Here is a 21,169-nt window from a genome sequence, read left to right on the forward strand (position 1 = left end):
ACAGCCACGAATCGGTGGTGATGCTATGTCTTTGCCCACTATCAAACGAAACGGACACCCCCGCGTCGGGCTGGCGCTCAGCGGCGGCGTGGCCCGCATCATTGCTCACGTCGGCGTCCTGTCGGTGTTGATGCGCGAGCCGGGACTACACATTGACGCCGTGGCCGGGACTAGCGCCGGCTCCATCGTCGGCGCTGCCTACTGCGCCGGGCTTGGCCTGTGCGACATTGAGAAAATGTCCGGGCATGCAGACTGGCGCACCGTGGCCGCGCCCACGCTCTCCCGCCACGGCTTGCTCTCATTTTCGCGGCTGGAACACCGCATGATGTGCGTTCTGGGCGATCTCTGGTTTTGTGACTTGCGCACGCCATTGGCCGTGATGGCTACGGACCTGGAGACGAGTGAACCGGTTGTGCTGCATGAAGGGCGCGTGGCGCAGGCGGTGCGTGCCAGTTGTTCCGTGCCCGGCTTCGTCGTGCCCACGGAGAAGGATGGGCGGCAACTGGTCGATGGGGGAATTGCCGACAATTTGCCCGCCGAAATCCTGCGCGAAATGGGGGCCGATTACGTCATTGGCGTGGACATCTTCGCCCCGCATTGGGACAGGCGACTCGGTCCCCTGGGCGCGGGGCTGATGGGCATCGAAACCCTCATCCGGCGCGCGGGTGGCGGCCTGAACCATGTCGATTGCCTGATCGCGCCCCGGTTGAGCGGTATTTCCTTCTTGCGTTTCAATCAGGTGGAACGTCTGCTGGCGTTGGGGCAGGAGGCGGCGCAGGCGTGCCTACCGCAAATTCGCGCCGACCTCGGCTTGTGAGCGTCGCTGCCAGAGGTAGAAGCCGGCGGCCAGCAGCAGTAGGACGATGATCAGCGCCAGCAGGTTGTGCGCCAGGTAGCCGATGAGGATGGTGATGAGGGAAAGAATGCCGGCAACCACCCCCGCCACCAATCCCGTCAACCACCGCCCCCATCGCCGCAAACCCGGCAGCCACCCCAGCAACAAATTCAGCGGACTCAGCAGCAACGCCACTCCACCCCACATCAACATAAACCCGCCAAACCGCATCCCCCACAAAGCCGCGCGATACTCAAACTGAAGCTGCGCCAGCGCCGCCACGCGGTCGCCCACCAGCACCCGATACAGGCTGACCTTATCGTTGTGGTAATACGGTTGCAGTGTCTCCCCTTCCAGGCGGCCAAAGGCTGTCGCCTGCACATTGGCCGGAACCACGAAATAACTCACGCGCACGTCCCCCAGTTCCGGCTTGCTCATTGTCCCCTCACCCAAAAAGACATAATCCTCCACGATGGGGTCCGGCGACTCCATTATCACTTCCGACGAGAGCGGCAGCCGCTCGCCGCGCGGCAGTTCGATCTGCGCCGGGTCAATCGCGTACGCGCCAATGGCCGCCTGGCGCACCAGCAGCGTGCGCTCGCTGAAGGGCAGGGGCGGGTTTTCATGCCCTTCGGGCTTGTGGAACTGCTCCGGGGCCAACACGCGGTTGGTCCAGGTGAGTTCATAGCTGTAGCTGGTCCCGTCTTCGTCTGAATCTTCCGATTCTTTCCAGGCGTACATCTCCACTTCCCGCTCCACGCGCACGTAGTCGCCCGGGCGCAGGTACAGGTCGTCCCCCAGGCGTGCGGCGGCGGCGAGTTGGCCGGTGAGGGAGACGAACTGCCCGTTTGCCTCGGTCGCGGTGGTACGGATTGTGCCGGCATTTACCGGTTGGCTGCGTCGGGCAACATCGGCAAGATTAACCCGCCCTTCATTGAACCAGAGCATGAAGAAGGCGATGAGCATGAGCAGCAGGCCACCGCCGATGCGTAAGAGAAGGGCATTTCGTTTTCGTTCCATGTATGCGTTGTGAGTAAGACCGTGCGTGTCGCGCCGACGGTCAACGACGCCCACCGCGAACCAGGTAGCCGATGGCCGCGCCGGCAGCCAGCAGGGTGAGGCCGCCGAGGGCGAGGATGGTGATCGTGAGGGTGTTGTCGTTCGTGCCGGCATTCTCCGCCACCACAATCGTCAAAGGCGTCGGGCTGGGCGCAACCACGGCAACCGCCGTGGCCGGAGCCGTGTCTTCCGTGGGTGGAACGGCTGTTGCCGTCGGCGGAATGGGCGTCTCCGTCGGTGGAATGGGCGTCTCCGTGGGCGGAATTGGCGTCTCCGTGGGCGGAATTGGCGTCTCCGTGGGCGGAACGGGTGTCTCCGTCGGCGGAACAGGTGTCTCCGTCGGCGGAACGGGTGTGGCCGTGGGCGGAATGGATGTCGCTGTGGGCGCGTTGGGGTCTGGCGTGCGCGTAGGGGGCAGGGTGGGCGGTGGTGGCGGCCCGATGGCGACCAGACTGGCGTTGTCGAAGTAGAGGTCGTTGTGCTTGTTGGCGAAGTCGGGCGAGGAGCGCATGTAGACGGTGATGGTGCTGTTTTGCGCTGTCACGTCGATGCTCAAGGGGCACCACTGGTCGATGATGCAGTCCATGGGGGCTTCCCCGGACCAGACGACGGTGGCCGGCGCGCCGCCGACGAAGCCGGGCCAGGCCGCGCCGGTGGGGTCGATGCCGATGTGCAGGCGTGGGTTGGCGGGGGTGTTGGAGCGGCTGGCGTCGTCGTCAATGGAGGACCAGACCTGCACCCACACGGTAAAGCGGTAGGTTGTGCCGGGGGTGACGTTGAAGACTTGTTGGTACATGCCGGCATAATGCGACTTAAAAAACGTGAAATACTGCTGCGCCCGCTCCCCATCCAGCACCCGCCGTGGATAAATAGCCCGCTCCGCCGGTTTATACTCCGGCTGTGCCCAAATCGGATCGCGCCCCCCATCCTCAACCCACCACGGCGTCCAGTCCGCGGCCATCTGCGCCGTGCCATATTGCGGCAGCCAGGCAGAGTAATTCCCCTCAAAGCTGGGATTGCGCAGCAGATTCCCTTCCTGCGCCTGCGCTGCCGGCGCGGCGCGCCCCAACACCACCACCGCGCACAGCAGCAAAAACATGCGTAACACAACAGGCAAACGATGTCTCATGTGATTCATAGGCCTCGAATCCTGCGAGACTGCTCCCGTTTCCCGGATTGGAGCAGCTCGATAACTGCCCATCTGGCTCAGCAGTTACGTTTCCGGACGGATACTTCGTACGACAACGAGATTTCGGGAAGAAGTGAATACACCCTTTATGTCAATTTTTCGTGATTGTATTAGACGGTTACTACGATGCTTCACCGTTCTCCGATGCCGGCAGCAGGGGTACGTCTCTGCTTTCCAGCGCCGCCGCCTCCGACTCAATCGCTCCCACGCCCAATGGTTGCCACTTCTGCGTCAGGTCGCCACTGCGCAGGCGATGCTCCTTGCCGCCGCGCGCGTGCGTCTGGCTGAAGCCTTCCGGCTCAATGAACATGCGCCCCCCTTCCAACAGACCCAAAACCCCTTCCTGTCCCGGTTCCGGGCGACGCGCCACCAGGGACGCCTGCCCCTCAATTTCGTGCGGATCGTAGTCCAGCGGCTCCGAATAGGTGGTGATGAAGCCCTCGAAATTGCGCAGTACCACTTTGCCCGGGGCCTGCGAGACAACGTAATTAGGCGTGACGGGGATTTTGCCGCCGCCGCCGGGGGCGTCCACCACATAAGTAGGCACGGCGTAGCCAGACGTGTGGCCGCGCAGGCCTTCCATGATTTCGATGCCCCGCGCCACCGAGGTGCGCAAATGTCCCGCGCCTTCCACCAGGTCACATTGATATAAATAGTAGGGACGCACGCGAATTTTCACCAGTTCATGCACCAGCTTGCGTTGAATGTGGACGGAATCGTTCACGCCTGCCAGCAGCACGCTCTGGTTGCCTAACGGCACGCCCGCGCGTGTGAGCCGGTCGCAGGCGGCGGCCAGTTCCGGCGTGATCTCTTTGGGATGGTTGACATGGATGTTTAGCCAGAACGGATGGTACTGTGACAGCGTCTGGCAGAACTCGTCTGTGACGCGCATGGGCAGGAAAACGGGCACGCGGGAACCGATGCGGATGATTTCTACGTGCGGGATGGCGCGCAGGCGGCTCAGAATCATGTCCAGCAGCTTCGGCGCGAGCACCATGGGGTCGCCACCGGAGAGGAGGACGTCCCTGATCTGGGGCGTATTCTCGATGTACTCAATTTGGGCGTCGAATTCGGCGCGGCTGAACGTTTGCGTGGGGTCGCCGACGATGCGGCTGCGGGTGCAATAGCGGCAGTAGCTGGCGCACTGCGTGGTGACGAGCATGAGGACACGGTCGGGATAGCGGTGGACCAGGCCAGGAACGGGGGAGTGTTTGTCTTCCGCCAGCGAGTCTTCCATCATGGAGTGGAAGGGGACCATCTCCTTGTCGGTGGGGATGACCTGGCGGCGCACCGGGCAGGTGGGGTCGTCGGGGTCAATGAGGCTGGCAAAATAGGGCGTGATGTCCACGCGGAAAAGCCCCTTGCTGCTAAGGGCCTTCTTTTCCGACTCGGTCAGGTTGATGACGCGGCCCAATTCCGCCACGCTGTTGAGGCGGTGAGCCATCTGCCAGCGCCAACTCATCCAATCTTCATCGGGTACATCCGCCCAGTAGGGCGCGCGCGTATGCACGGTAGGGGTTAAGGGCTGAACAGCTTTGGTCGCCATGTGTGAGTCTCCTTCGAAAATACCATGTCGGGCGAATGTCAGGTTTACCAAACCCTAAGTAATCGTTCAAGTGACTATACAGGTCATCTGCCCAGATTGGACCAATTTGCTCTGGTTGAATCTTATTGATGTCTACAAAATTGGTCCAATCTCTCGAAGACGTGAATAGTTACTCGTTCAAAAACAACTTAGCGATTTGCAGATTGGTTCAATCTGTCAGATTGAACCAATCTCCGCGAGCTTGATTCCGAACGATTACTCAGGAACGGAAAATCAAATAAGACAACGAAGTTGTTTCTTTACCGTCCCTTCAAACTGACGATGCCATTCCGTACTTTTTTCATCGTCAGTCCTGAAGGTCTCCAAGACCTGTAGGGTTGAGGTTCATGATTTACCAGGCAAGTGCAGTGCGGAATGCTTGATGTTATCAGGCATCTGGCCGCGAATTGTACGCTATGTGGGGGCAGTGGGCGAGTAGACGAGGGGCGAGCAGCAAGTGGCCCAGCGATATACTCATACCTCGCCTACCCTTCTGCCGGCAAAATAGTAATCAGCAGATGCGTTTCCGCGTAGCCTTCGTCACCGGGGAGGCCGGTGATGACGCTGATGTCGGCGCTGCCTTCAACGTCCGGGGGGAGGGTGAGGGTGAGTTCCCAATAGCCGAAGTCGTCCACGGCGGCCGTGCCCTGGCTGAGCACCTGCCCGCCATCCAGGGTGATGGTCACCAGGACCATGTCGTCTATGGCGTTGTAGGCGAGACCGGAGAGGGCGAATCCTTTCCCGGCGAGGGCCGTGCTGTTGCTGGCGGGGCTGACGATGAAGATGCCGGCAGCCGCCTCGTCCGTCTTCGGCAAAATGTTGATGGGAACCAGTGCCTGCCGCCAGGTGTCCTCCCCGGGTGTGCCAAATGTGGCAACGGCGCAAGCCGGTCCGGCCACATTCCGGGGGACGCCGATGTAGCCGTACCAGTAGCCGCCATATCCCCCGGTGATGGGGAAACTGAACTTTGCCGTCTCCGTCTGGCAATCATCCATGAGAATTTTCATCGTGAGCAGCCCGCCCGTGGGCAGCCCCGTTAGTCCATCCATGAACAAGTAGTAGCCGGCGACGGCGATCTGGTCGGTGAGTGGGTGGTCAAGCGTGATGTAACGGGGGGTGCGGTTGACATCCAGGGCCAGGTTCACGGCCAGCGCCTGCGCCGTGATGATTTGATTCTGGCTGTCGCGGATGGTGGCCTGAATCTGTGCGGGACCGATGATGAATTCGGGCACGGTGAAGGAGGCGCGCCAGCCGTCCGTGTTGCCGCCGCTTTGGCTGACTTCGGCGGGCATATCGACGAGGAGGACGCGGTCGGGTGTGATGAGTGTCACCCAGATGGTTTGCCCTTCGTTGCGCTGCGCCAGCCCGGATACCGTGAGTTCGCTGCCCAACACGAGGGAAACGTCCGCCGTGGGTTGTCCAATGGAGATGATGGGGGCGATGGGGGTGGGCGTGTCGGTGGGATGTGGGGGCAGGGGCGTCGGGAATGCCGGCAGCGGCGTGGCTGTAGCAACCGGAATTTGCGCCAGGTCGCGGGTAGGCAGCGGCGGCGCGTTTGTGGGGGTTGTCGTGGGCACGAGTACCGTGGGGATTGGCGTCGGCAGCGATGGCGCGTTACACGCGCACAGCAAAAGCGTGCCGGTTAGTAAAAAAAGGAAAACGCTTCTCGTTAATTTCATACGTTGGACCATCCAATGACCACATCCAGGTTGCCACCCAGGAACGGAAATTGAATAAGACAACGAAGTTGTTTCCTTACCGTTCCTTCAAACTGACGACGCCATTCCGTACTTTATTTCATCGTCAGTCCTTATTATTGCGCGCCATCATAAGCTAATCATGAGTAAATGACAAGGGGGGAGGGGGAGGGATGAGGGACGAGGGATGAGGGATGAGGGATGAGGGGTTGCTCGGCTGCCTCTCGTTGCCCGCCCTTTGTCCCCAGGGTTTTTCAGTGGTGAGGTCATGAACCGCGGCGGCTAACTCATGGGCCGGAAACAACAGTGCCTCTTTCCCGACAGTCGCATCGAAGGCGGGTTTTCCCGAAGTTGCGGTGATTTGCCACACGAGTGAGAAGTAAGCGCGATTCGTTCCAATTCGCTCTCGCATAGCGGAATTCCAGACTACTGAAAAAACCCTGCCTGCGTCCTCTCGGATTGCTCATGGGGGCGGTACGGGCTACAATGGCTCGTTTTTAGTAACTGCTAGGCCAGATTGGTCCAATCACCAGAGAGCGTTAGTAGCTACCGTTTTTAATGGGAAAGTAAGTGCCCATGGATATTCTGTTGTTGGTTTTGCTCATCTTGCTCGCGGGCGCGGGGGCGATTGTGGCCTCGGCGCGTCGTTGGCCCGGCTGGGCGCACTGGATTGCGTGGGGGGCCGTGGCGGCCTCGTTGCTGGTCTGGCTGCTGGCGCGGGCGCAATTGCCGTTGCTGATGGCGACGCCGGGCGTGGAAACGGATGCCGTTTGGGGTGGGGTGGCCTGGCGCTGGCAGGTGGACCAACTCGCCTGGCAGATGAGTCTGTGGCTGCTGCTGTTCCTTTTCCTTGTTGTCAGCGTCTGGCCGGACGCGGACGAGCGCGCCCCTTCTACCCTGGGTTTGACGCTGGCAATGGGGGTGGCGGGATTGCTGCCGTTGTGGGCGGAAAATGCCGGCACTTTACTCGCAAGTTGGACGCTGCTTGGCCTGATTTGGGCGGTCGGCCTGTGGCTGGGCAGCGAACGGGCGGAGCGGGTGGGAACCCGCCTGTGGTGGCGGCTGTCCGGTCTGGGCGCTGCCCTCTTCTGCCTGGGGATGGGTGCGGCGACAGGCGCGGCAGGTTGGCTGCTTCTGGCGGCAGCCGTGCAGTTGGGCGCGTTCCCGCTACACGGTTGGCGTCCGACCGGTGCGGCGCTGCACACTCCCTGGAGTGGGCTGCTGCTCCTCCTGCCCGCCTACGGTGGTGCGGCGCTGCTGGCGCGCATTGGCGTGGACACAGCCGCCGTACTCGCCTATTCGCTGCCCCTGACGGGTGTGGGCTTGCTCAGCCTGCTGGCGGGTGTGTTGGCGGCGTGGCGTGCGCTAGATGACCCATCCCGCCTGGCGGCGGCCCTGGTGATGAGCCAGGCGGGCGTGATTTTGCTGGCGTCATCGTGGGGGGGGGGGGCCGTGGTGCTGGCGGAGGCGCGCGTATTGCTGCTGGCGTTTGGGCTGCTCCTGGTAGTGCATCGGGCGACGCCAACACCCGTGGCGCGGCTGGTGGCGGCGGTGGCGGTGGCGGCATTGGGCGCGGGTCCGTTGTTGGCCGGTTTTGCCGGCAGAACGGCCCTGTACGACGCCTGGATCAGGGATGGCCGCCCGGTGCTGTTGTTCGTGACCGCGCTGCTGCACGTGCTCCTGGTGGCCGGAGCACTGGCCGGCGTCTGGCGAGGCGCACCCGCTGCTGGCCTTTCCTTCACCCTTCCGGCCACGAATCGGCCCGCCTTTATCGTGCGCCAGGTGGGGCTCTTGCTGCCGGCAGTGGCCCTGGTGACGTTTGCGGGGTTGGCGCAGGCGGGCTGGTTGAGTTGGGTGCTGGTGTTGCTGCCGCTGGCTGCCGGCATTTTCCTCAGCCGCTATACCGGTTCCACCCTGGAAACGGCCCAGATTGTGCGCCAGAGTTTGCGGGTGCGCTTTCCCTGGCACTCCCTGAATGCCGGCGCGCGGGCGGTATTGACGGGAATCGGGGCGGCTTTGCGTGAAGCTGCCGGCATTTTAGAAAGCGAAGGCGGCATCTTGTGGCTGCTGCTCTTCCTCGTTATCTTCTGGCTCGCGCGCTAACGATGACAAACCTTCTGGGAAGCTCACCGGCAACAGCTTCCCGGAAGCTCACTAACCTTATGCTCACTCAGTTCCCTACTATTTTTGACTGGCTGGCCCGATTCCAATTCCTGCAAGGTTTCCCCGCCGCCTATCTCGTCTTCCTCACCGCCATCATCATCGTCGTCGTGCGCGACTGGCGCATTTCGCTGCTGGCTCTGTTGGGGCAATACCTGGTGTCCGGCCTCCTCTTTGTCGAACTCATTGACCCTCGTCTGGCCGTGGTCAAACTGCTCACGGGCATGTTTGTCTGCCTCATCCTCTACGTGACGGCACGGCAGGTTGCCTGGGGCCAACTGCCCGACGATGTTTTGCCCGTAGAAGCGGTGCAACCGCGGGCGGAGCGGCAAATTCGTTTTGGCCCCTATCTGTTGCCCACCACGCTTCCATTCCGCCTCTTCCTGGCTTTGATGATGGCCCTGGCCATATGGACCATCGGGCAGCAGCCGGCGTTCCAACTGCCCGCGGTGACGCAACCCCACCTGACGCTGGCGATGTATGCCCTGGCCGGTATGGGCTTGTTGCAAGTCAGCCTCACGGCGGAGCCATTGAAGGCCGGTATGGGGCTGCTCATGTTCCTGGCCGGTTTTGAGCTGTTTTATCACGCCCTGGAGCAGTCGGTGTTAATGTTGGCGGCGTTGGCCGCCACCAACCTGGTGCTGGCGTTGACCGTTGCCTACCTGACGCAAATCCGCCACGCGCCAGATGCGTTGTTTGACTAGTTTTCGAGGATGCGATGCGTTTGCCTGCGCCACTACTGTTGATTTTGGGGCCGCTGCTGCCGGCATTGCTGACAGCCATCATTCGCCGTTGGCCGCGCGTTGCCGCCGCCGTGGGCAGCGCCAGCGCTCTGCTGCTCTGGCGGTTCATCGCCGTCGTCCCCCTGGCTCCGCACCAACCACCCACATTAGGCCTGTTTGCCGGCGACACCCTGACCCTGTTGGGGCGCTCTCTCGTCTTGACGGAGGGCGTGCGACTGGCATTTGCGCTGCTGTTCGCCGGCCTGGCGGTGTTGCTGCTGCTGGCCGTCTGGCTGCCACAAGGGAGCGATTTCATCCCCGCATCCCTCACCGTGCTGGCGCTGCTGTCCGCGGCCATCATGGCCCGCCCCTTCTCCTTTGGCGTGCTGCTTCTCCTGGCGGCGGCAGCCGTGAGTACAGCCGTGATCCAGGCCAATCTACCGAGTTCTTCGGACGCCGCCTTGCGGTATCTCGTCTTTGTTGCTCTGGCTACCCCGCTGTTCCTGGTGGCGGGGTGGATGTTGGATTCCGGCCAACTGTCGTTGCAAAGCGCCGTCTGGCGGCTGCTGCTGGTAGGCTTTGCCATGTTGCTGGCCGGGTTTCCTTTCTATGTCTGGGTGCGTCCCATCGTGCTCACGGCTTCGTCGTTAACGCCCGCCTTCCAGTTTGGCCTGATGCAGTTTGCCCAATTTATGATGGTGCTGGCGCTGCTGCGGGAGAATAATTGGGTAGCGGATGTGCCCAGTTTTCTGTCTCTGCTGCGATGGAGCGGGTTATTGACGTTGGTGCTGGGGGGGGCATTGGCGTTGACGAGCCGGAATGCCGGCAGCGTCCTCGGTTCCCTGCTCCTGCTAGACATGGGGGCGGTGCTGATGCTTTTGACGATGGGGTCCGACGGCGCAGGGGTGGCACTGACCGCGCTGCTCACCCGTTTTGGCGCGCTGATCAGCGCCGGCGTGGGCATCACCGTGCTCCATCGCAGCCGCCAGCAAGAAAACCACACCTTGTCGTGGTGGCTGGGGCTGGCGGCGTTCCTTTATGGGGCCTTGTCACTGGCGGGGTTCCCGCTGACACCGGGTTTTGCGCCGCGATGGGGGCTGGTGACGCTATTGGCGCGGGAGGCGGGTGGCTGGCGCTGGGTGGGGTTAGTACTGCTGTCGGTTGCCGCGGGTGTGGGGGGATTGGTAAAATGTGGCCGTTCTCTGGCGGAAATGCCGGCAGATCCCCTACAATTAACCCGTTCATGGCGCGAAGTTGTCAGTTGGCCCGCCATTCTCGCCCTCGTCCTGCTCCTCCTCAGTGGTGTGGCCCTTGCCCTCTTCCCGCACATCATCACGCGGCAAGCCGCGGAATTGGTGACCTTGCTTGCTAGGAGCGGAAATTAAATAACTGGGGTAACTATTCACGTCTCCGAGAGATTGGACCAATTTTGTAGACATCAATAAGATTCAACCAGAGCAAATTGGTCCAATCTGGGCAGATGACCTGTATAGTCACCAACTGGACACTTCTTTACCACTCCTTCAAACTGACGATGCAATGCCGTATCTTTTTTCATCGTCAGTCCTAAATAGGGGTCCCTGATCAAGCGAGACAGGTTCTTATGGGAATGTATTGGTACGCGCTACACGTCAAGGCTCATAAAGAACGGACCGTCCACAAACATCTGCGCACCCTAAACATTGAGACATTCTTTCCCAAGCTGGATGTAAAACCGAAAAACCCGCGCGCGGCGCGGCAGCGCCCCTTCTTTCCCGGCTACCTGTTTGTGCGCGTAGACCTGGGAGAAATGGGACGCAACGCCCTGCGCTGGACACCGGGTGTCTATGGCCTGGTCACGTTTGGCGGCGAGCCAGCCGTTGTTCCCGAACGATTGGTGCGTGAACTGCGGCTGCGGCTGGGCCGCATTCAGGCGGCTGGAGAGTTGCCCGGCGAGACGTTTCGCCAGGGCGACCGCGTTCGGGTTATTCGCGGCCCGCTGGAGGGCTACGAGGCCATCTTTGATCTTTGCCTGGATGGCAAACAACGAGTACAGGTGCTGCTCGCTTTTCTCAGCCAGCATCCGCAACCGGTGCGCCTGAACAAAGACGACATCACAAAAATCAAATAAAGGGTTTTGGGAGAGCATCCCCCTTCACTGACAGGCCACCGGTATGGATCAAAAATCGAAATTATTACAAAAAATCGAAGATCGTACGGCGCGCGTAGGCGTCGTGGGGTTGGGTTATGTGGGGTTGCCGCTGGCGGTGGCTTTTGCCGCCGCGGGTTTCCGCGTCGTGGGCGTCGATGTTGACGGACGCAAGATTGCCACGCTGGCGCGCGGCGAGAGCTATGTCGAAGATGTGCCCGCGCCCACCCTGGCCCCGCTGGTCGCCAATGGCGCGTTTGTGCCCACGACAGACTATGCGGCGCTGGCGGACGTGGATGCCATTTCTATTTGCGTGCCCACGCCGCTGCGGAAGACCAAAGATCCAGACATTTCCTACATCATCGCAGCGACGGACAGCATCACGGTTCATGATTGTGCCGGCAAACTCATCGTCCTGGAAAGCACCACCTATCCCGGCACAACCGAAGAAATCATCTTGCCCCGCCTGGGGCACAACGGCCTCCAAGTCGGGCGAGACTTCTTCCTGGCCTTTTCGCCCGAACGCATTGATCCCGGGCGCACCGATTACACCATCTACACCACACCCAAAGTCATCGGCGGCGTCACCCCCGCCTGCCTCGAAGCGGCCCTGGCTCTCTACGGCACCGTCGTGGCCGAACCCGTGCCCGTGTCCAGCCCGGCCGCGGCGGAGATGGTCAAACTTCTGGAGAACACCTTCCGCGCCGTGAACATTGGCCTGGTGAACGAAATGGCCCTCATGTGCGACAAACTGAATCTGAACGTGTGGGAGATCGTGGGCGCGGCGGCCACCAAACCGTATGGGTTCATGCCCTTCTACCCTGGCCCCGGGTTGGGCGGGCACTGCATCCCTGTTGACCCGCATTACCTGAGTTGGAAGCTGCGCACGCTCAACTACACCGCCCGCTTCATCGAACTGGCGGCGGAAATCAATGGGCACATGCCGGAATATGTTGTCAGCCGCATTGCCGATGCGTTAAACGACCAGTGTAAAGCGATCAACGGCAGCGCCATTTTGCTTCTGGGTGTGAGCTACAAACCGAATGTCAGCGACATGCGCGAAAGCCCGGCTCTGGACATTATTCACTTGTTGCAGGAGAAAGGGGCGCAGGTTAGTTACCACGATCCGTTTGTGCCGGACCTGGGAGTGGAGGGGTACGCGCTGCAATCCGTTCCGCTGGATGCCATGGCCCTGCAAGCCGCCGACTGCGTTGTGGTCGTGACCAATCACCATGCGATTGCCTGGGATGAGGTGGCGCGTTGGGCGCGTCTCGTTCTGGACACGCGCAATGCGATACCGACGAACAACCCGCGCATTGTGCGTTTGTGATGGCCGGGTGTCCAGTAATCTGACTTCTGCCGTGTTGGATGATGTCGGTTGATTCCCGTGCTGCCCGACGAACAAGAACGCCAGAAAACACCCAACGCGCAAAAGGCGTGATTCGGTTCAGGACACTGGCGTTTTTGGCGTGGAGGCCTGGGCCGCCCCACCTATGGGGTTTGACCCACCTCAAGCCTCGACGTCGATCACCAATGGTGGTTTTCGCCAGACTCAAGTTGGATTGAAGAAATCTGCACCGGAACTGCAAGTTACGGCGACAGGAAATGGGATAGACTTGCCGCCGTCTGACAGTGGGTGTTATGTTGCTGCCCGCCGGGCCAGACGTTGGAGTCGGATGTAACGTTGCAGGAGATGCCATGAATACAGAATGGATTGAGAGTGAACTATTTTGGCGCGATAAACGAGTGATTGTGACGGGGGGGAGCGGCTTCTTGGGGCGATATGTGGTGGATAAACTCCACGAGCGCGGCGCGGCGGAGGTTTTTGTGCCGCGCCGGCGGGATTATGACTTGCGCCAGCAGGAGGCTATCGTCCAGTTGTTGCGCGACACGAGGCGCGGCAGCCGGCCAGCAGACATTATCATTCATCTGGCCGCCCACGTGGGGGGGATCGGGGCCAATCGGGCGGCGCCCGCCGAGTTTTTTTATGACAATTTGATGATGAGCGTGCAGCTTTTGCATGAGAGCTACCGGGTCGGCGTACCCAAGTTTGTGGGCGTGGGCACGGTTTGCTCGTATCCCAAATTCGCGCCTATTCCGTTTCGGGAGGAGTCTTTATGGAATGGGTATCCTGAGGAGACGAATGCGCCGTATGGTCTGGCGAAGCGGATGTTGTTGGTGCAGAGCCAGACGTACCGACAGCAGTATGGTTATAATGCGATATTTCTGGTGCCGGTTAATTTGTATGGGCCGGGGGATAATTTTGACCTGGAGAAGTCGCATGTGATTCCGGCGCTGATTCGCAAATGCCTGGAGGCGCGGGCGCAGGGATTGCCGATGATTGAGGCGTGGGGAGATGGGTCGCCGACGCGCGAGTTTTTGTATGTGGCGGATGCGGCGGAGGCGATTCTGCTGGCGAGCGAGCGGTTTGACGGGCCGGAGCCGGTGAATATCGGCAGCCATTATGAGATCAGTATCCGCGATTTGTTGGAGACAATTGTGGCGCTGACGGGTTTTCAGGGGCTGGTTGAGTGGAATACATTCCGGCCAAATGGGCAGCCGCGGCGGAAGCTGGATGTGAGCCGGGCGCGGGCGTTGTTTGGTTTTTCGGCGCAGGTGCCGTTTGAGGAGGGGTTGCGGGAGACGATTGCGTGGTATGAACGGCAGGTGGGGGAGGAGATGCCGGCATTATCCGCTCCCTGACAAGATGAACACACACCAGATTGCCGGCAGCACGCAACGAAAAGGGTGGCGGCGGGCAGGCGGGTTTCTCCTTGCTGCCTGGTTTTTCCTGTCCGCTGGAGCCGCTTTGCTGCAACTTGCCCGACAAAACCTCGCCGCCGCCGTTGTTCTGCGCCACCTGCCGCTGCTCGCGGATCCCACCGGTTTGCCACGCACCGACCTGTGTGTGAACATGACCGCCGGTGAAGAGGGGGGCGGAAGGCAGCGATTGGATTTTGTCGGAGGAGATGCCGGCAACAGTTGCCTCCCTCTCTTGCAGAGCCGCCTCGCCTGTGCCGTGGAAGGAGCAGGTTTGGCGCAGCCCTTGTTAGTCCAGGCCGAGGTTGCCTGCCCACGCGCGGCGCTGCTGCACGAATGGGCGGGGCAACTGGCCTGGTCGCAGGGTGGATGGCAAACCGCGCTCGAACATTGGCTGGCTTTGCCCTACAGCAATGCTTACCTGTTTACACAGGCAAGTAACCTGGCGCGGCAAGGCGACCTGGCGGCGGTGCGGCTGCTGGCGGAACATTCGCTGATACCGATGGACATGGTGAACCCGCCGCAAGTACCCCGCCTGTACACCTGGGTGGCGACTGCCTACCAGCAGGAAGGGGATTGGGCGAATGCGGCCCGTGTTTATCAGGTCGCGGTGGAGCGCGCGCCGGACGCGGGCATTTTGTGGATGCGCCTGGGCAGCGCCCTGCGTCGGGATGGGCAGTTGACGGCTGCGCTGACGGCGTTGCAGCGGTCGATTGTGTTGCTGGTTGGCGAGGAGGCGTTTCTCCAGGGGCTGGCGTATGATGAACTGGGCAGAGTGCGGCAGGAGCAGGGGCAATCATTGGCCGCCGCGGACGCTTTCGCCCGCGCGCTGGGTTGGTACAGGCAAAGTACGCGCTCATCGGCGACGCACATGGCGGAACTCGAGGTGTTGGTGCGGCAGTTGCGGGAGGGGGCAGATGCCGGCATTCTGCCGTAACCGTGGCGTAGGAAAAGTGGTCCTTGCTTAACCGAACAGTGCAAGTTAGCATAACCACGAGGGACCGCTGGCCCGTGCTGGCAGAGACGCTGGCGCAATTGCGCCAGTTTGGTTTGGGAGCCTATGATGTGGCTGTTGTGGACGATGGGTCAGTCCAGCCCTGCCCGTATGACATAGCCGCCCTGTTGCCATCCGCCAGCCTGCAACGGTACGAAGAAGCAAAAGGGCTAATTGTGCGTCGCAATCAACTTATGCGCCGTCTCAATGCGGACTTTGTCTTGCAGGTGGATGATGACTCGTTTCCCGTGGCCGGTTCGCTGGCGCAGGCAGTTGCCTTTTTGACAACGCAGCCGAACGCTCTCGCCGCTACCTTTCCTGTCCATGACCCCGTGGCGGGTGTGGAGCAGGTTAAATCGCTGGCCGCGCAGCCATACCAGACAAAAGCGTTCATTGGCTGCGCTGCTTTGATCAACCGCGCCCAGTTCTTACGGCTGGGTGGGTATCGTGACGAATTGGTCCATTTCATGGAAGAACGGGATGTGGCCGCGCGTGGTTTCCGGCAAGGGTGCGTCTGTTTTCACTATCCCCAGCTGCGTTTCTACCATGTGCGCACGCCGGTGGGGCGTAATTGGACGCGCATGGATTTCTATGGTGCGCGCAACAATGTTCTCTGGAACGATTGGTACGTTCCCGATAGGCTACAGTTTTATCAAAACAGTCGGCTTCTTGTCTCGCGTTTCTTCGTGCTGCTGCGTACGCGCCGCTGGGATAATGCGCGGGGACATGTGCGGGGAATACAGGACAGACGCGCGTTCCGGCGGTTTCGCCGGCGGATGTCGGCGGCGGCATTTCGAGAGTGGAGACGGTTGCCGGATTATTGACGGGCGTGCTGTGGGAAACGCTCCGCGTAAAGGTCAATTTTGAGAAACTTCAGGCGACTGGTTCACTCCTTGATGCATTCCACGTCTTTTAGCAGCGACGTGCTGTTGACGATGGGCACGAACCTGTTTATGGCGATGTTGATCCTGATCACCGGTCCGCTCTCGGCGCGTATTTTGGGGCCGGAGGGCCGGGGGGAGTTGGCGGCGATTCAGTTGTGGGCGCCTTTTTTGAGTATTCCGATTATGTTGGGGCTGCCGGCGGCGGTGGTTTATTATGCGGCACGGGAGAGGGAAAATGCCGGCATCTACACCCTCTCCAGCATGGTCCTGAACTGCGCCGCCGCCCTACTCATTTTGCCCCTGGCCTACTTCCTGCTCCCCCTCCTCCTCCGCGCCCAAAACCCCGCCACCATCGTCGCCGCCCAGCGCTACCTCCTCCTGTTCATCCCCATCCAGATGCTCAGTATCCTGCCCGCCTCCACCCTGCGCGGCATGAACGAACTATTTTGGTGGAACTTCTTTCGCATCCTGCCGAATGTCGTCTGGCTGCTCACCCTGCTGCTGGGACTCTTCCTGGGACACACCTATGCCACCTGGTTCGCCTTCGTCTACCTCGGCTTTCTCTTCCTGCACGCCATTCCCCGGCTGCTCGTTCTGCGCCGCCGCATAACTGGCCCCTTCCGCCCTCGCGCCGCCGCCGCCCGCCCCCTGCTTAAATTTGGCCTGCCTTCACTGACCGGCTCTATCTTTAGCAATCTCAATTTGCGCCTGGATCAGATGCTCATGGCCGCCCTGATCGCGCCCGAACTGCTGGGACTCTACGCCGTGGCCGTGGCCTGGAGCAACGCCGTTGGCCCCGTGGTGCAGGCGATAGGGCAGGTGCTCTATCCCCGCGTGGCGGCACAGACGACGGCGCGACGTCAGGCGGAAACGATGGTACAGGGCGCGCATTTGGGCGTCATCGTGGCCGTTGGCGTCACCATACCGGTGATGTTGTTGACGCCTCTGGCTATTCCCCTGCTCTTTGGGCCGGCATTTGTTGCGTCTGTTCCCGTCTCCCTCGTTCTCGTCGCTGCCGGCCTGTTCAACGCCATCAAAATAGTGCTGCAAGAAGGCGCGCTCGGCCTCGGTTCCCCCAAGGCCGTCCTGGCCGGGGAAGCAGTGGGTCTGTTATTCACAGCACTGGCGCTGGCGCTGCTGCTGCGCCCGTTGGGCATCATGGGCGCGGCGATTGCCTCTCTCCTCGGTTATCTGGCGACAACCGGCGTACTGCTCCTGCAAGTGTCCCGGTTGATACGCATCCATGCGCTTACGCTGTTGGTGCCGACACGGGATGATTTTGCCCTTCTGCGGCGCAAGGCGCACCATTTGTGGCGTTCGTTGGCGGCGGTTCCATCTTCCTGATGAACAATTTTGATACGGAGCGGACGACAGTGACGGTGGAACGAAAGAAGACGCATCGGGTTCACCCCCTCATCAAGCGCCTGGTCAATAGAATCGGCGTGGGCGGCACGCTGTATCAGGGGTACGTGGAAACGCTGCGCCTGGGGGAACGAGCGCAAAACCTGTGGCGGACGCCCGACCCCGGCGCGACGATCCTTCTCGCCGGATCGGGGCGCAGCGGTACGACATGGCTCACGGAGACGTTAACGTACAAAACGGGGGTGCAGGCGATTTTTGAGCCAATGATTCCTCTCTGGAACAGAGAGGTGCGCTATCTCACGGGTTGGGACGACAGCGACCCCCACATTCGTTCTTTTTATTTACGCGCCGAGGCGCATGATCCTGCATGGCGCGCGCTGTTGTGGCGAATTCTCGCCGGCCAATATCGCAACTACTGGACGGAAAAGGAACGGACCGCCTTTTTCCCCAAGCGGCTTCTGGTAAAAGAAATACGGATGAACCTGATGCTGGGCTACGTTTACAAGCATTTTCAACCCACGATTCTTTACCTGGTGCGCCATCCTTGCGCGGTTGTGGCTTCCCGCTTGCATGCCGCCTGGCACGCCGATGTGCAGGATATCCTGCGTCAGGAGGCATTGGTTGAGGATTATCTGCGTCCGTGGGTGCGAGAAATCGAGCAGGAGCGCGATCCGGTGGGTGCGCACGCCGTCTGGTGGGCGGTGGAGAACTTTATAGCAATCCGTCAGTTGGCGCGCATACCACATTTAATGGTCACTTATGAGGAGATCGCTTTATTTCCTGAGCTACAGGCGCAGCGCATCTTGGCATATGTTGATTTGCCCATCCCTGAAGGATTATGTCGGCGGATGGAACAGCCGAGTATCACGACGTCTGCCGCGTCTGGTCGCTCGACCCAATCGAGATTATCGGCCTGGCAGCGGTATTTCGCCCAAGATGATCAGCGGCGCATCCTGTCTTGGGCGCAGCGCATGGGATTGCAAATGTACTCCGAAGCTGTGCTGCCGGTCGGTATGCGCGCGCCTATGGTAGATGCCACATGAAGTCGATTCTGGCTGCCAATATTCCCCACTATTACTACTCCGCCCAGGCCCTCCAGTCCGCGGGGCATTTGCAGCGGTATATTTGCGCCGTGGGCGTTCGGGGTGAAGCGACCTGGTTGCGCTGGCTGCCTGACTACTGGCGGCGCAAACTCCGGGGGCGCGATATTTCGGGGATCGACAGAAATCTGACGACCAGCCTGTGGCTGCCAGAACTCATGCAGCGTGGGTTTCCGCGCCTCGGTGTCATGTCGTCTGAACGTGGAAACTGGTTGAATAACCATCTGTTTGACCTGGCGGCGCGTCGTCATGTGACCGCCTGTGATGTGTTTCACTTTGTCAGTTCGGTCGGCCTCTACGCCGCCAGAAAAGCCCGGTCAGTTGGGGCTGTTGTGGTATGTGATGGACGAACCGAATATCCTGATTATCAACGCCGCATTTTGGCGGAGGAGAATCATCATCTGGGATTGAAAACGGCGATTACTGGTTCGTTGTACGATGGCAAGATCAAACAGGAATATGCGCTGGCGGATTATTTCATCTTGCCATCTGGTTACGCCAAACGAACGTTTGTGGAAGCAGGATTTGACGAAGAACGCATTTTTGTCCTGCCCTATGGCGTTGATGACGAGATATTTTTTCGAGATGGATCGGTTGCCCCGGAACCGGATTCAACATTTCGCATCGTGTATGCCGGTCAGATTGTGCCACGGAAAGGTATTCATTATCTGGTGCGGGCGTTTCAGCAACTTGCACTGCCAAACACCGAGTTGCTTTTGCTAGGACGAATTGACGACGCTTTTTATCGCTATTTGCGTGGTGTCATTAAGGATGATGCCCGGATCAAATTGCCGGGCAGTGTGCCCAAGCAGGAATTGCGCAAGAGGTTCAATGCCGCTTCCGTGTTTATCCTGCCATCTCTGTCTGATTCGTGGGGGCTGGTCGTGGCGGAGGCAATGGCGTGTGGCCTGCCGGTCATTGTCACGGAAAATGTGGGCAGCAAGGAGATGGTGCGCGATGGCGTCGATGGCTTTGTCATCCCCATGCGGTCCGTGACGGCGATTGTGGAGAAATTATCGCTTTTGTATGACAATCGTGCGCTCCGGCGGCGGATGGCCGAGGCTGCCTGTGACCAGGTGCGGCACTTCACGTGGGAACGTTATCAGCAAGGGTTGCTGGCGGTCTATGCGGAGATTGAAAGACGTGAGCGTCTGTCTGAAAAATCGGACGGACGTTTGTCTGTGGGCAGGTCGGGCGTAAATGGATGAATTGATTTATTACGGATTGGCCAGTGTGCTGGGGCTGTTAGCGGCGATCATCATCGTCGGTCCGCGGCGTGTGCTGAATCCGCGACACATGGGCGGATTGTACTTCCTGGTCATGTTTATAACGTATGTGCTGCGCCCCACGTTGGCTTTTGTCGCCGGGGATGGCACGATCTCGTTGGAGCATTTGCTGCCGGGCGTTTCCGCGCGCATTCTGGCTAATTTGCAGCCGATGACGACGGCGTTTGTTCTTAGCATGGTGGCTTTTGCCATTGGCTACCGGCTGGCGCTTCGTTCTGATGGGCGGCGTGCAGGGGAGCGGGAAACGGATACGCCGGATGCGCATTACCGTAAACAGACGGCCCGTTTTGCTCTGTTACTGGTGGCGATTGGTTACGCCAGTTTCTTTTTGGCGCGGCGTGGGTTCGTGGGATTGGCGGAAAACACTACCAGCATGTTGAATACGGGCGGGGGGAGTGTGTACACCAATACGACGGGCTACGTGGAGCTGGCGAACTACCTGGTTATCTCTGGGGCTTTGTTGTTTTATGCCGGCACAAACAAACTCTGGGTAGCCCTTTTCTTATCCCTTCCCTGGGCCTACAACCAGATTTACTTTGGCTGGAGCCGCTACATGATCGTCGCCCTCTACGTTGGACTTTTCGGCGTCTGGCTGGTTGCCCCCAAACCGGCCAAACGCATTTCCTGGCAATCATTCTTGCTCTTCGCCCTGGCTGCTACCGCCCTGTCTTACGTCATTCTCGTGCGCGGAGATCGCTTCTTTTTGCAGAAAGGCAGTTCTTTTCAGACCGCCGCGCAGCGTTCGCTGGCACAATCGCCGGATGACATTCTGGGGGACCTGGCCGGCTTTGAAGGTTCCTGGTACACCCTGGCGACGTTGTCGGACCGCACGCCAACGTATGGAGCCAACATCGTTTATCAATACTTCATCAAACCCATCCCGCGTCTTCTCTGGCCGGGCAAGCCCGTGCCCCTCGAGTTCACCTGGAGCCATGTTCTGGGTTTGGCGCAAGGGAACGATCCCCGTCTGGAGTACAACGACGCTATCTGGTGGAGTGGTCCTGTTAGAGGGTCTATCGGCTATGCCGCGAGTGAAGGCGGCTGGCTGGGTATCATCCTCAATTTTGGCTTTACCGGCATGGTATTGGCCTGGGTCGAACGTCGCGCTGCCGTGGCGGGAGGCTCCCTCATCTGGTACGGCGTGTACGGTGCGACCTATGCCCTGATTACCGTTCTCGGCCGTATTGACATCTTCCAGGCGGGCTTGAACCAGTTGTTGCTGTTCTACCTTCCTTACCTGTTCATTCATGGGTGGCTGACCAGAGCGCCGCATATTTCGCGGCGGCGGCAGCGGCAACAACTGCGCCGTCGCATTGACCAGTACCGATTGTTGCATTGGCAAACAGTGCCGCGGGAAGACCTCCCGGCGGATTCTTCGTGATTGCTTTGGGAGCAGGCAAGGTTCGCC

At 60.3% G+C, this 21,169-nt stretch carries 17 protein-coding genes; 13 read left to right on the forward strand and 4 right to left on the reverse strand.

Annotated features, from left to right (window positions below):
• Positions 1 to 25 precede the first annotated feature (25 nt).
• Positions 26 to 817, forward strand: a complete 792-nt coding sequence (locus H6650_04460) for a patatin-like phospholipase family protein (protein ID MCB8951248.1) — start codon at positions 26 to 28, stop codon at positions 815 to 817.
• On the opposite strand, the gene H6650_04465 is transcribed toward H6650_04460, so the two are convergent.
• The 4 genes from H6650_04465 to H6650_04480 form a co-directional block, all read right to left on the reverse strand.
• Positions 785 to 1,855 (reverse strand): TMEM43 family protein, encoded by a 1,071-nt coding sequence (locus tag H6650_04465; GenBank protein MCB8951249.1) that lies wholly within the window; start codon positions 1,853 to 1,855, stop codon positions 785 to 787. The two genes, H6650_04460 and H6650_04465, sit on opposite strands and share 33 nt — an antisense overlap.
• Before the next feature lie 40 nt (positions 1,856 to 1,895).
• A complete protein-coding gene (locus H6650_04470) occupies positions 1,896 to 3,032 on the reverse strand; it encodes a hypothetical protein (protein MCB8951250.1) in 1,137 nt (378 codons plus the stop codon).
• 172 nt (positions 3,033 to 3,204) lie between these two features.
• A complete protein-coding gene (gene ablA, locus H6650_04475) occupies positions 3,205 to 4,629 on the reverse strand; it encodes a lysine 2,3-aminomutase (protein MCB8951251.1) in 1,425 nt (474 codons plus the stop codon).
• A 524-nt stretch (positions 4,630 to 5,153) separates the two neighbouring features.
• Positions 5,154 to 6,347, reverse strand: a complete 1,194-nt coding sequence (locus H6650_04480) for a hypothetical protein (GenBank protein ID MCB8951252.1) — start codon at positions 6,345 to 6,347, stop codon at positions 5,154 to 5,156.
• Between the two features lie 594 nt (positions 6,348 to 6,941).
• Here H6650_04480 and H6650_04485 point away from each other — a divergent pair.
• The 12 genes from H6650_04485 to H6650_04540 all read left to right on the forward strand — a co-directional run bounded on the left by H6650_04485 (position 6,942) and on the right by H6650_04540 (position 21,142).
• A complete protein-coding gene (locus H6650_04485) occupies positions 6,942 to 8,468 on the forward strand; it encodes a hypothetical protein (GenBank protein MCB8951253.1) in 1,527 nt (508 codons plus the stop codon).
• Positions 8,469 to 8,527: 59 nt separating this feature from the next.
• On the forward strand, positions 8,528 to 9,229 hold the full coding sequence (locus H6650_04490; GenBank protein ID MCB8951254.1) for a hypothetical protein: 702 nt from the start codon (positions 8,528 to 8,530) through the stop codon (positions 9,227 to 9,229).
• A gap of 20 nt (positions 9,230 to 9,249) precedes the next feature.
• On the forward strand, positions 9,250 to 10,632 hold the full coding sequence (locus H6650_04495) for a hypothetical protein (protein MCB8951255.1): 1,383 nt from the start codon (positions 9,250 to 9,252) through the stop codon (positions 10,630 to 10,632).
• Between the two features lie 218 nt (positions 10,633 to 10,850).
• Positions 10,851 to 11,357, forward strand: coding sequence for a hypothetical protein (locus H6650_04500; GenBank protein ID MCB8951256.1), 507 nt, complete (start codon positions 10,851 to 10,853; stop codon positions 11,355 to 11,357).
• A gap of 43 nt (positions 11,358 to 11,400) precedes the next feature.
• Positions 11,401 to 12,705: a nucleotide sugar dehydrogenase gene (locus H6650_04505; GenBank protein MCB8951257.1), complete on the forward strand. Its 1,305-nt coding sequence runs from the start codon at positions 11,401 to 11,403 to the stop codon at positions 12,703 to 12,705.
• 368 nt (positions 12,706 to 13,073) lie between these two features.
• Entirely contained in the window at positions 13,074 to 14,078 is a 1,005-nt protein-coding gene (locus H6650_04510) for a GDP-L-fucose synthase (GenBank protein ID MCB8951258.1), read from the forward strand.
• Positions 14,032 to 15,072, forward strand: a complete 1,041-nt coding sequence (locus tag H6650_04515; GenBank protein MCB8951259.1) for a tetratricopeptide repeat protein — start codon at positions 14,032 to 14,034, stop codon at positions 15,070 to 15,072. The genes H6650_04510 and H6650_04515 overlap by 47 nt, the downstream gene beginning before the upstream one ends.
• 23 nt (positions 15,073 to 15,095) lie before the next feature.
• A complete protein-coding gene (locus H6650_04520) occupies positions 15,096 to 15,953 on the forward strand; it encodes a glycosyltransferase family 2 protein (GenBank protein ID MCB8951260.1) in 858 nt (285 codons plus the stop codon).
• 69 nt (positions 15,954 to 16,022) lie between these two features.
• Positions 16,023 to 17,357, forward strand: a complete 1,335-nt coding sequence (locus H6650_04525) for an oligosaccharide flippase family protein (protein ID MCB8951261.1) — start codon at positions 16,023 to 16,025, stop codon at positions 17,355 to 17,357.
• A complete protein-coding gene (locus H6650_04530; protein MCB8951262.1) occupies positions 17,357 to 18,418 on the forward strand; it encodes a sulfotransferase in 1,062 nt (353 codons plus the stop codon). The genes H6650_04525 and H6650_04530 overlap by 1 nt, the downstream gene beginning before the upstream one ends.
• Positions 18,415 to 19,683 carry a glycosyltransferase family 4 protein gene (locus H6650_04535; GenBank protein MCB8951263.1) on the forward strand — a complete coding sequence of 423 codons (1,269 nt, stop codon included), beginning with the start codon at positions 18,415 to 18,417 and terminating at the stop codon, positions 19,681 to 19,683. The genes H6650_04530 and H6650_04535 overlap by 4 nt, the downstream gene beginning before the upstream one ends.
• Positions 19,676 to 21,142 carry a hypothetical protein gene (locus tag H6650_04540; GenBank protein MCB8951264.1) on the forward strand — a complete coding sequence of 489 codons (1,467 nt, stop codon included), beginning with the start codon at positions 19,676 to 19,678 and terminating at the stop codon, positions 21,140 to 21,142. Before H6650_04535 ends, H6650_04540 begins: the two co-directional genes overlap by 8 nt.
• The last annotated feature ends 27 nt before the right edge of the window (positions 21,143 to 21,169 follow it).

It is taken from the genome of Ardenticatenales bacterium, from assembly GCA_020634515.1.
In the GTDB taxonomy this organism is placed as follows: Bacteria; Chloroflexota; Anaerolineae; order Promineifilales; family Promineifilaceae; genus JAGVTM01.

Coding starts and splice junctions, on each gene's coding strand:
- H6650_04460 (MCB8951248.1), top strand. CDS start 26: ATGTCTTTGCCCACTATCAAACGAAACGGACACCCCCGCGTCGGGCTG.
- H6650_04465 (MCB8951249.1), bottom strand. CDS start 1,855: ATGGAACGAAAACGAAATGCCCTTCTCTTACGCATCGGCGGTGGCCTG.
- H6650_04470 (MCB8951250.1), bottom strand. CDS start 3,032: ATGAATCACATGAGACATCGTTTGCCTGTTGTGTTACGCATGTTTTTG.
- ablA (MCB8951251.1), bottom strand. CDS start 4,629: ATGGCGACCAAAGCTGTTCAGCCCTTAACCCCTACCGTGCATACGCGC.
- H6650_04480 (MCB8951252.1), bottom strand. CDS start 6,347: ATGAAATTAACGAGAAGCGTTTTCCTTTTTTTACTAACCGGCACGCTT.
- H6650_04485 (MCB8951253.1), top strand. CDS start 6,942: ATGGATATTCTGTTGTTGGTTTTGCTCATCTTGCTCGCGGGCGCGGGG.
- H6650_04490 (MCB8951254.1), top strand. CDS start 8,528: ATGCTCACTCAGTTCCCTACTATTTTTGACTGGCTGGCCCGATTCCAA.
- H6650_04500 (MCB8951256.1), top strand. CDS start 10,851: ATGGGAATGTATTGGTACGCGCTACACGTCAAGGCTCATAAAGAACGG.
- H6650_04505 (MCB8951257.1), top strand. CDS start 11,401: ATGGATCAAAAATCGAAATTATTACAAAAAATCGAAGATCGTACGGCG.
- H6650_04510 (MCB8951258.1), top strand. CDS start 13,074: ATGAATACAGAATGGATTGAGAGTGAACTATTTTGGCGCGATAAACGA.
- H6650_04515 (MCB8951259.1), top strand. CDS start 14,032: ATGAACGGCAGGTGGGGGAGGAGATGCCGGCATTATCCGCTCCCTGAC.
- H6650_04530 (MCB8951262.1), top strand. CDS start 17,357: ATGAACAATTTTGATACGGAGCGGACGACAGTGACGGTGGAACGAAAG.
- H6650_04535 (MCB8951263.1), top strand. CDS start 18,415: ATGAAGTCGATTCTGGCTGCCAATATTCCCCACTATTACTACTCCGCC.
- H6650_04540 (MCB8951264.1), top strand. CDS start 19,676: ATGGATGAATTGATTTATTACGGATTGGCCAGTGTGCTGGGGCTGTTA.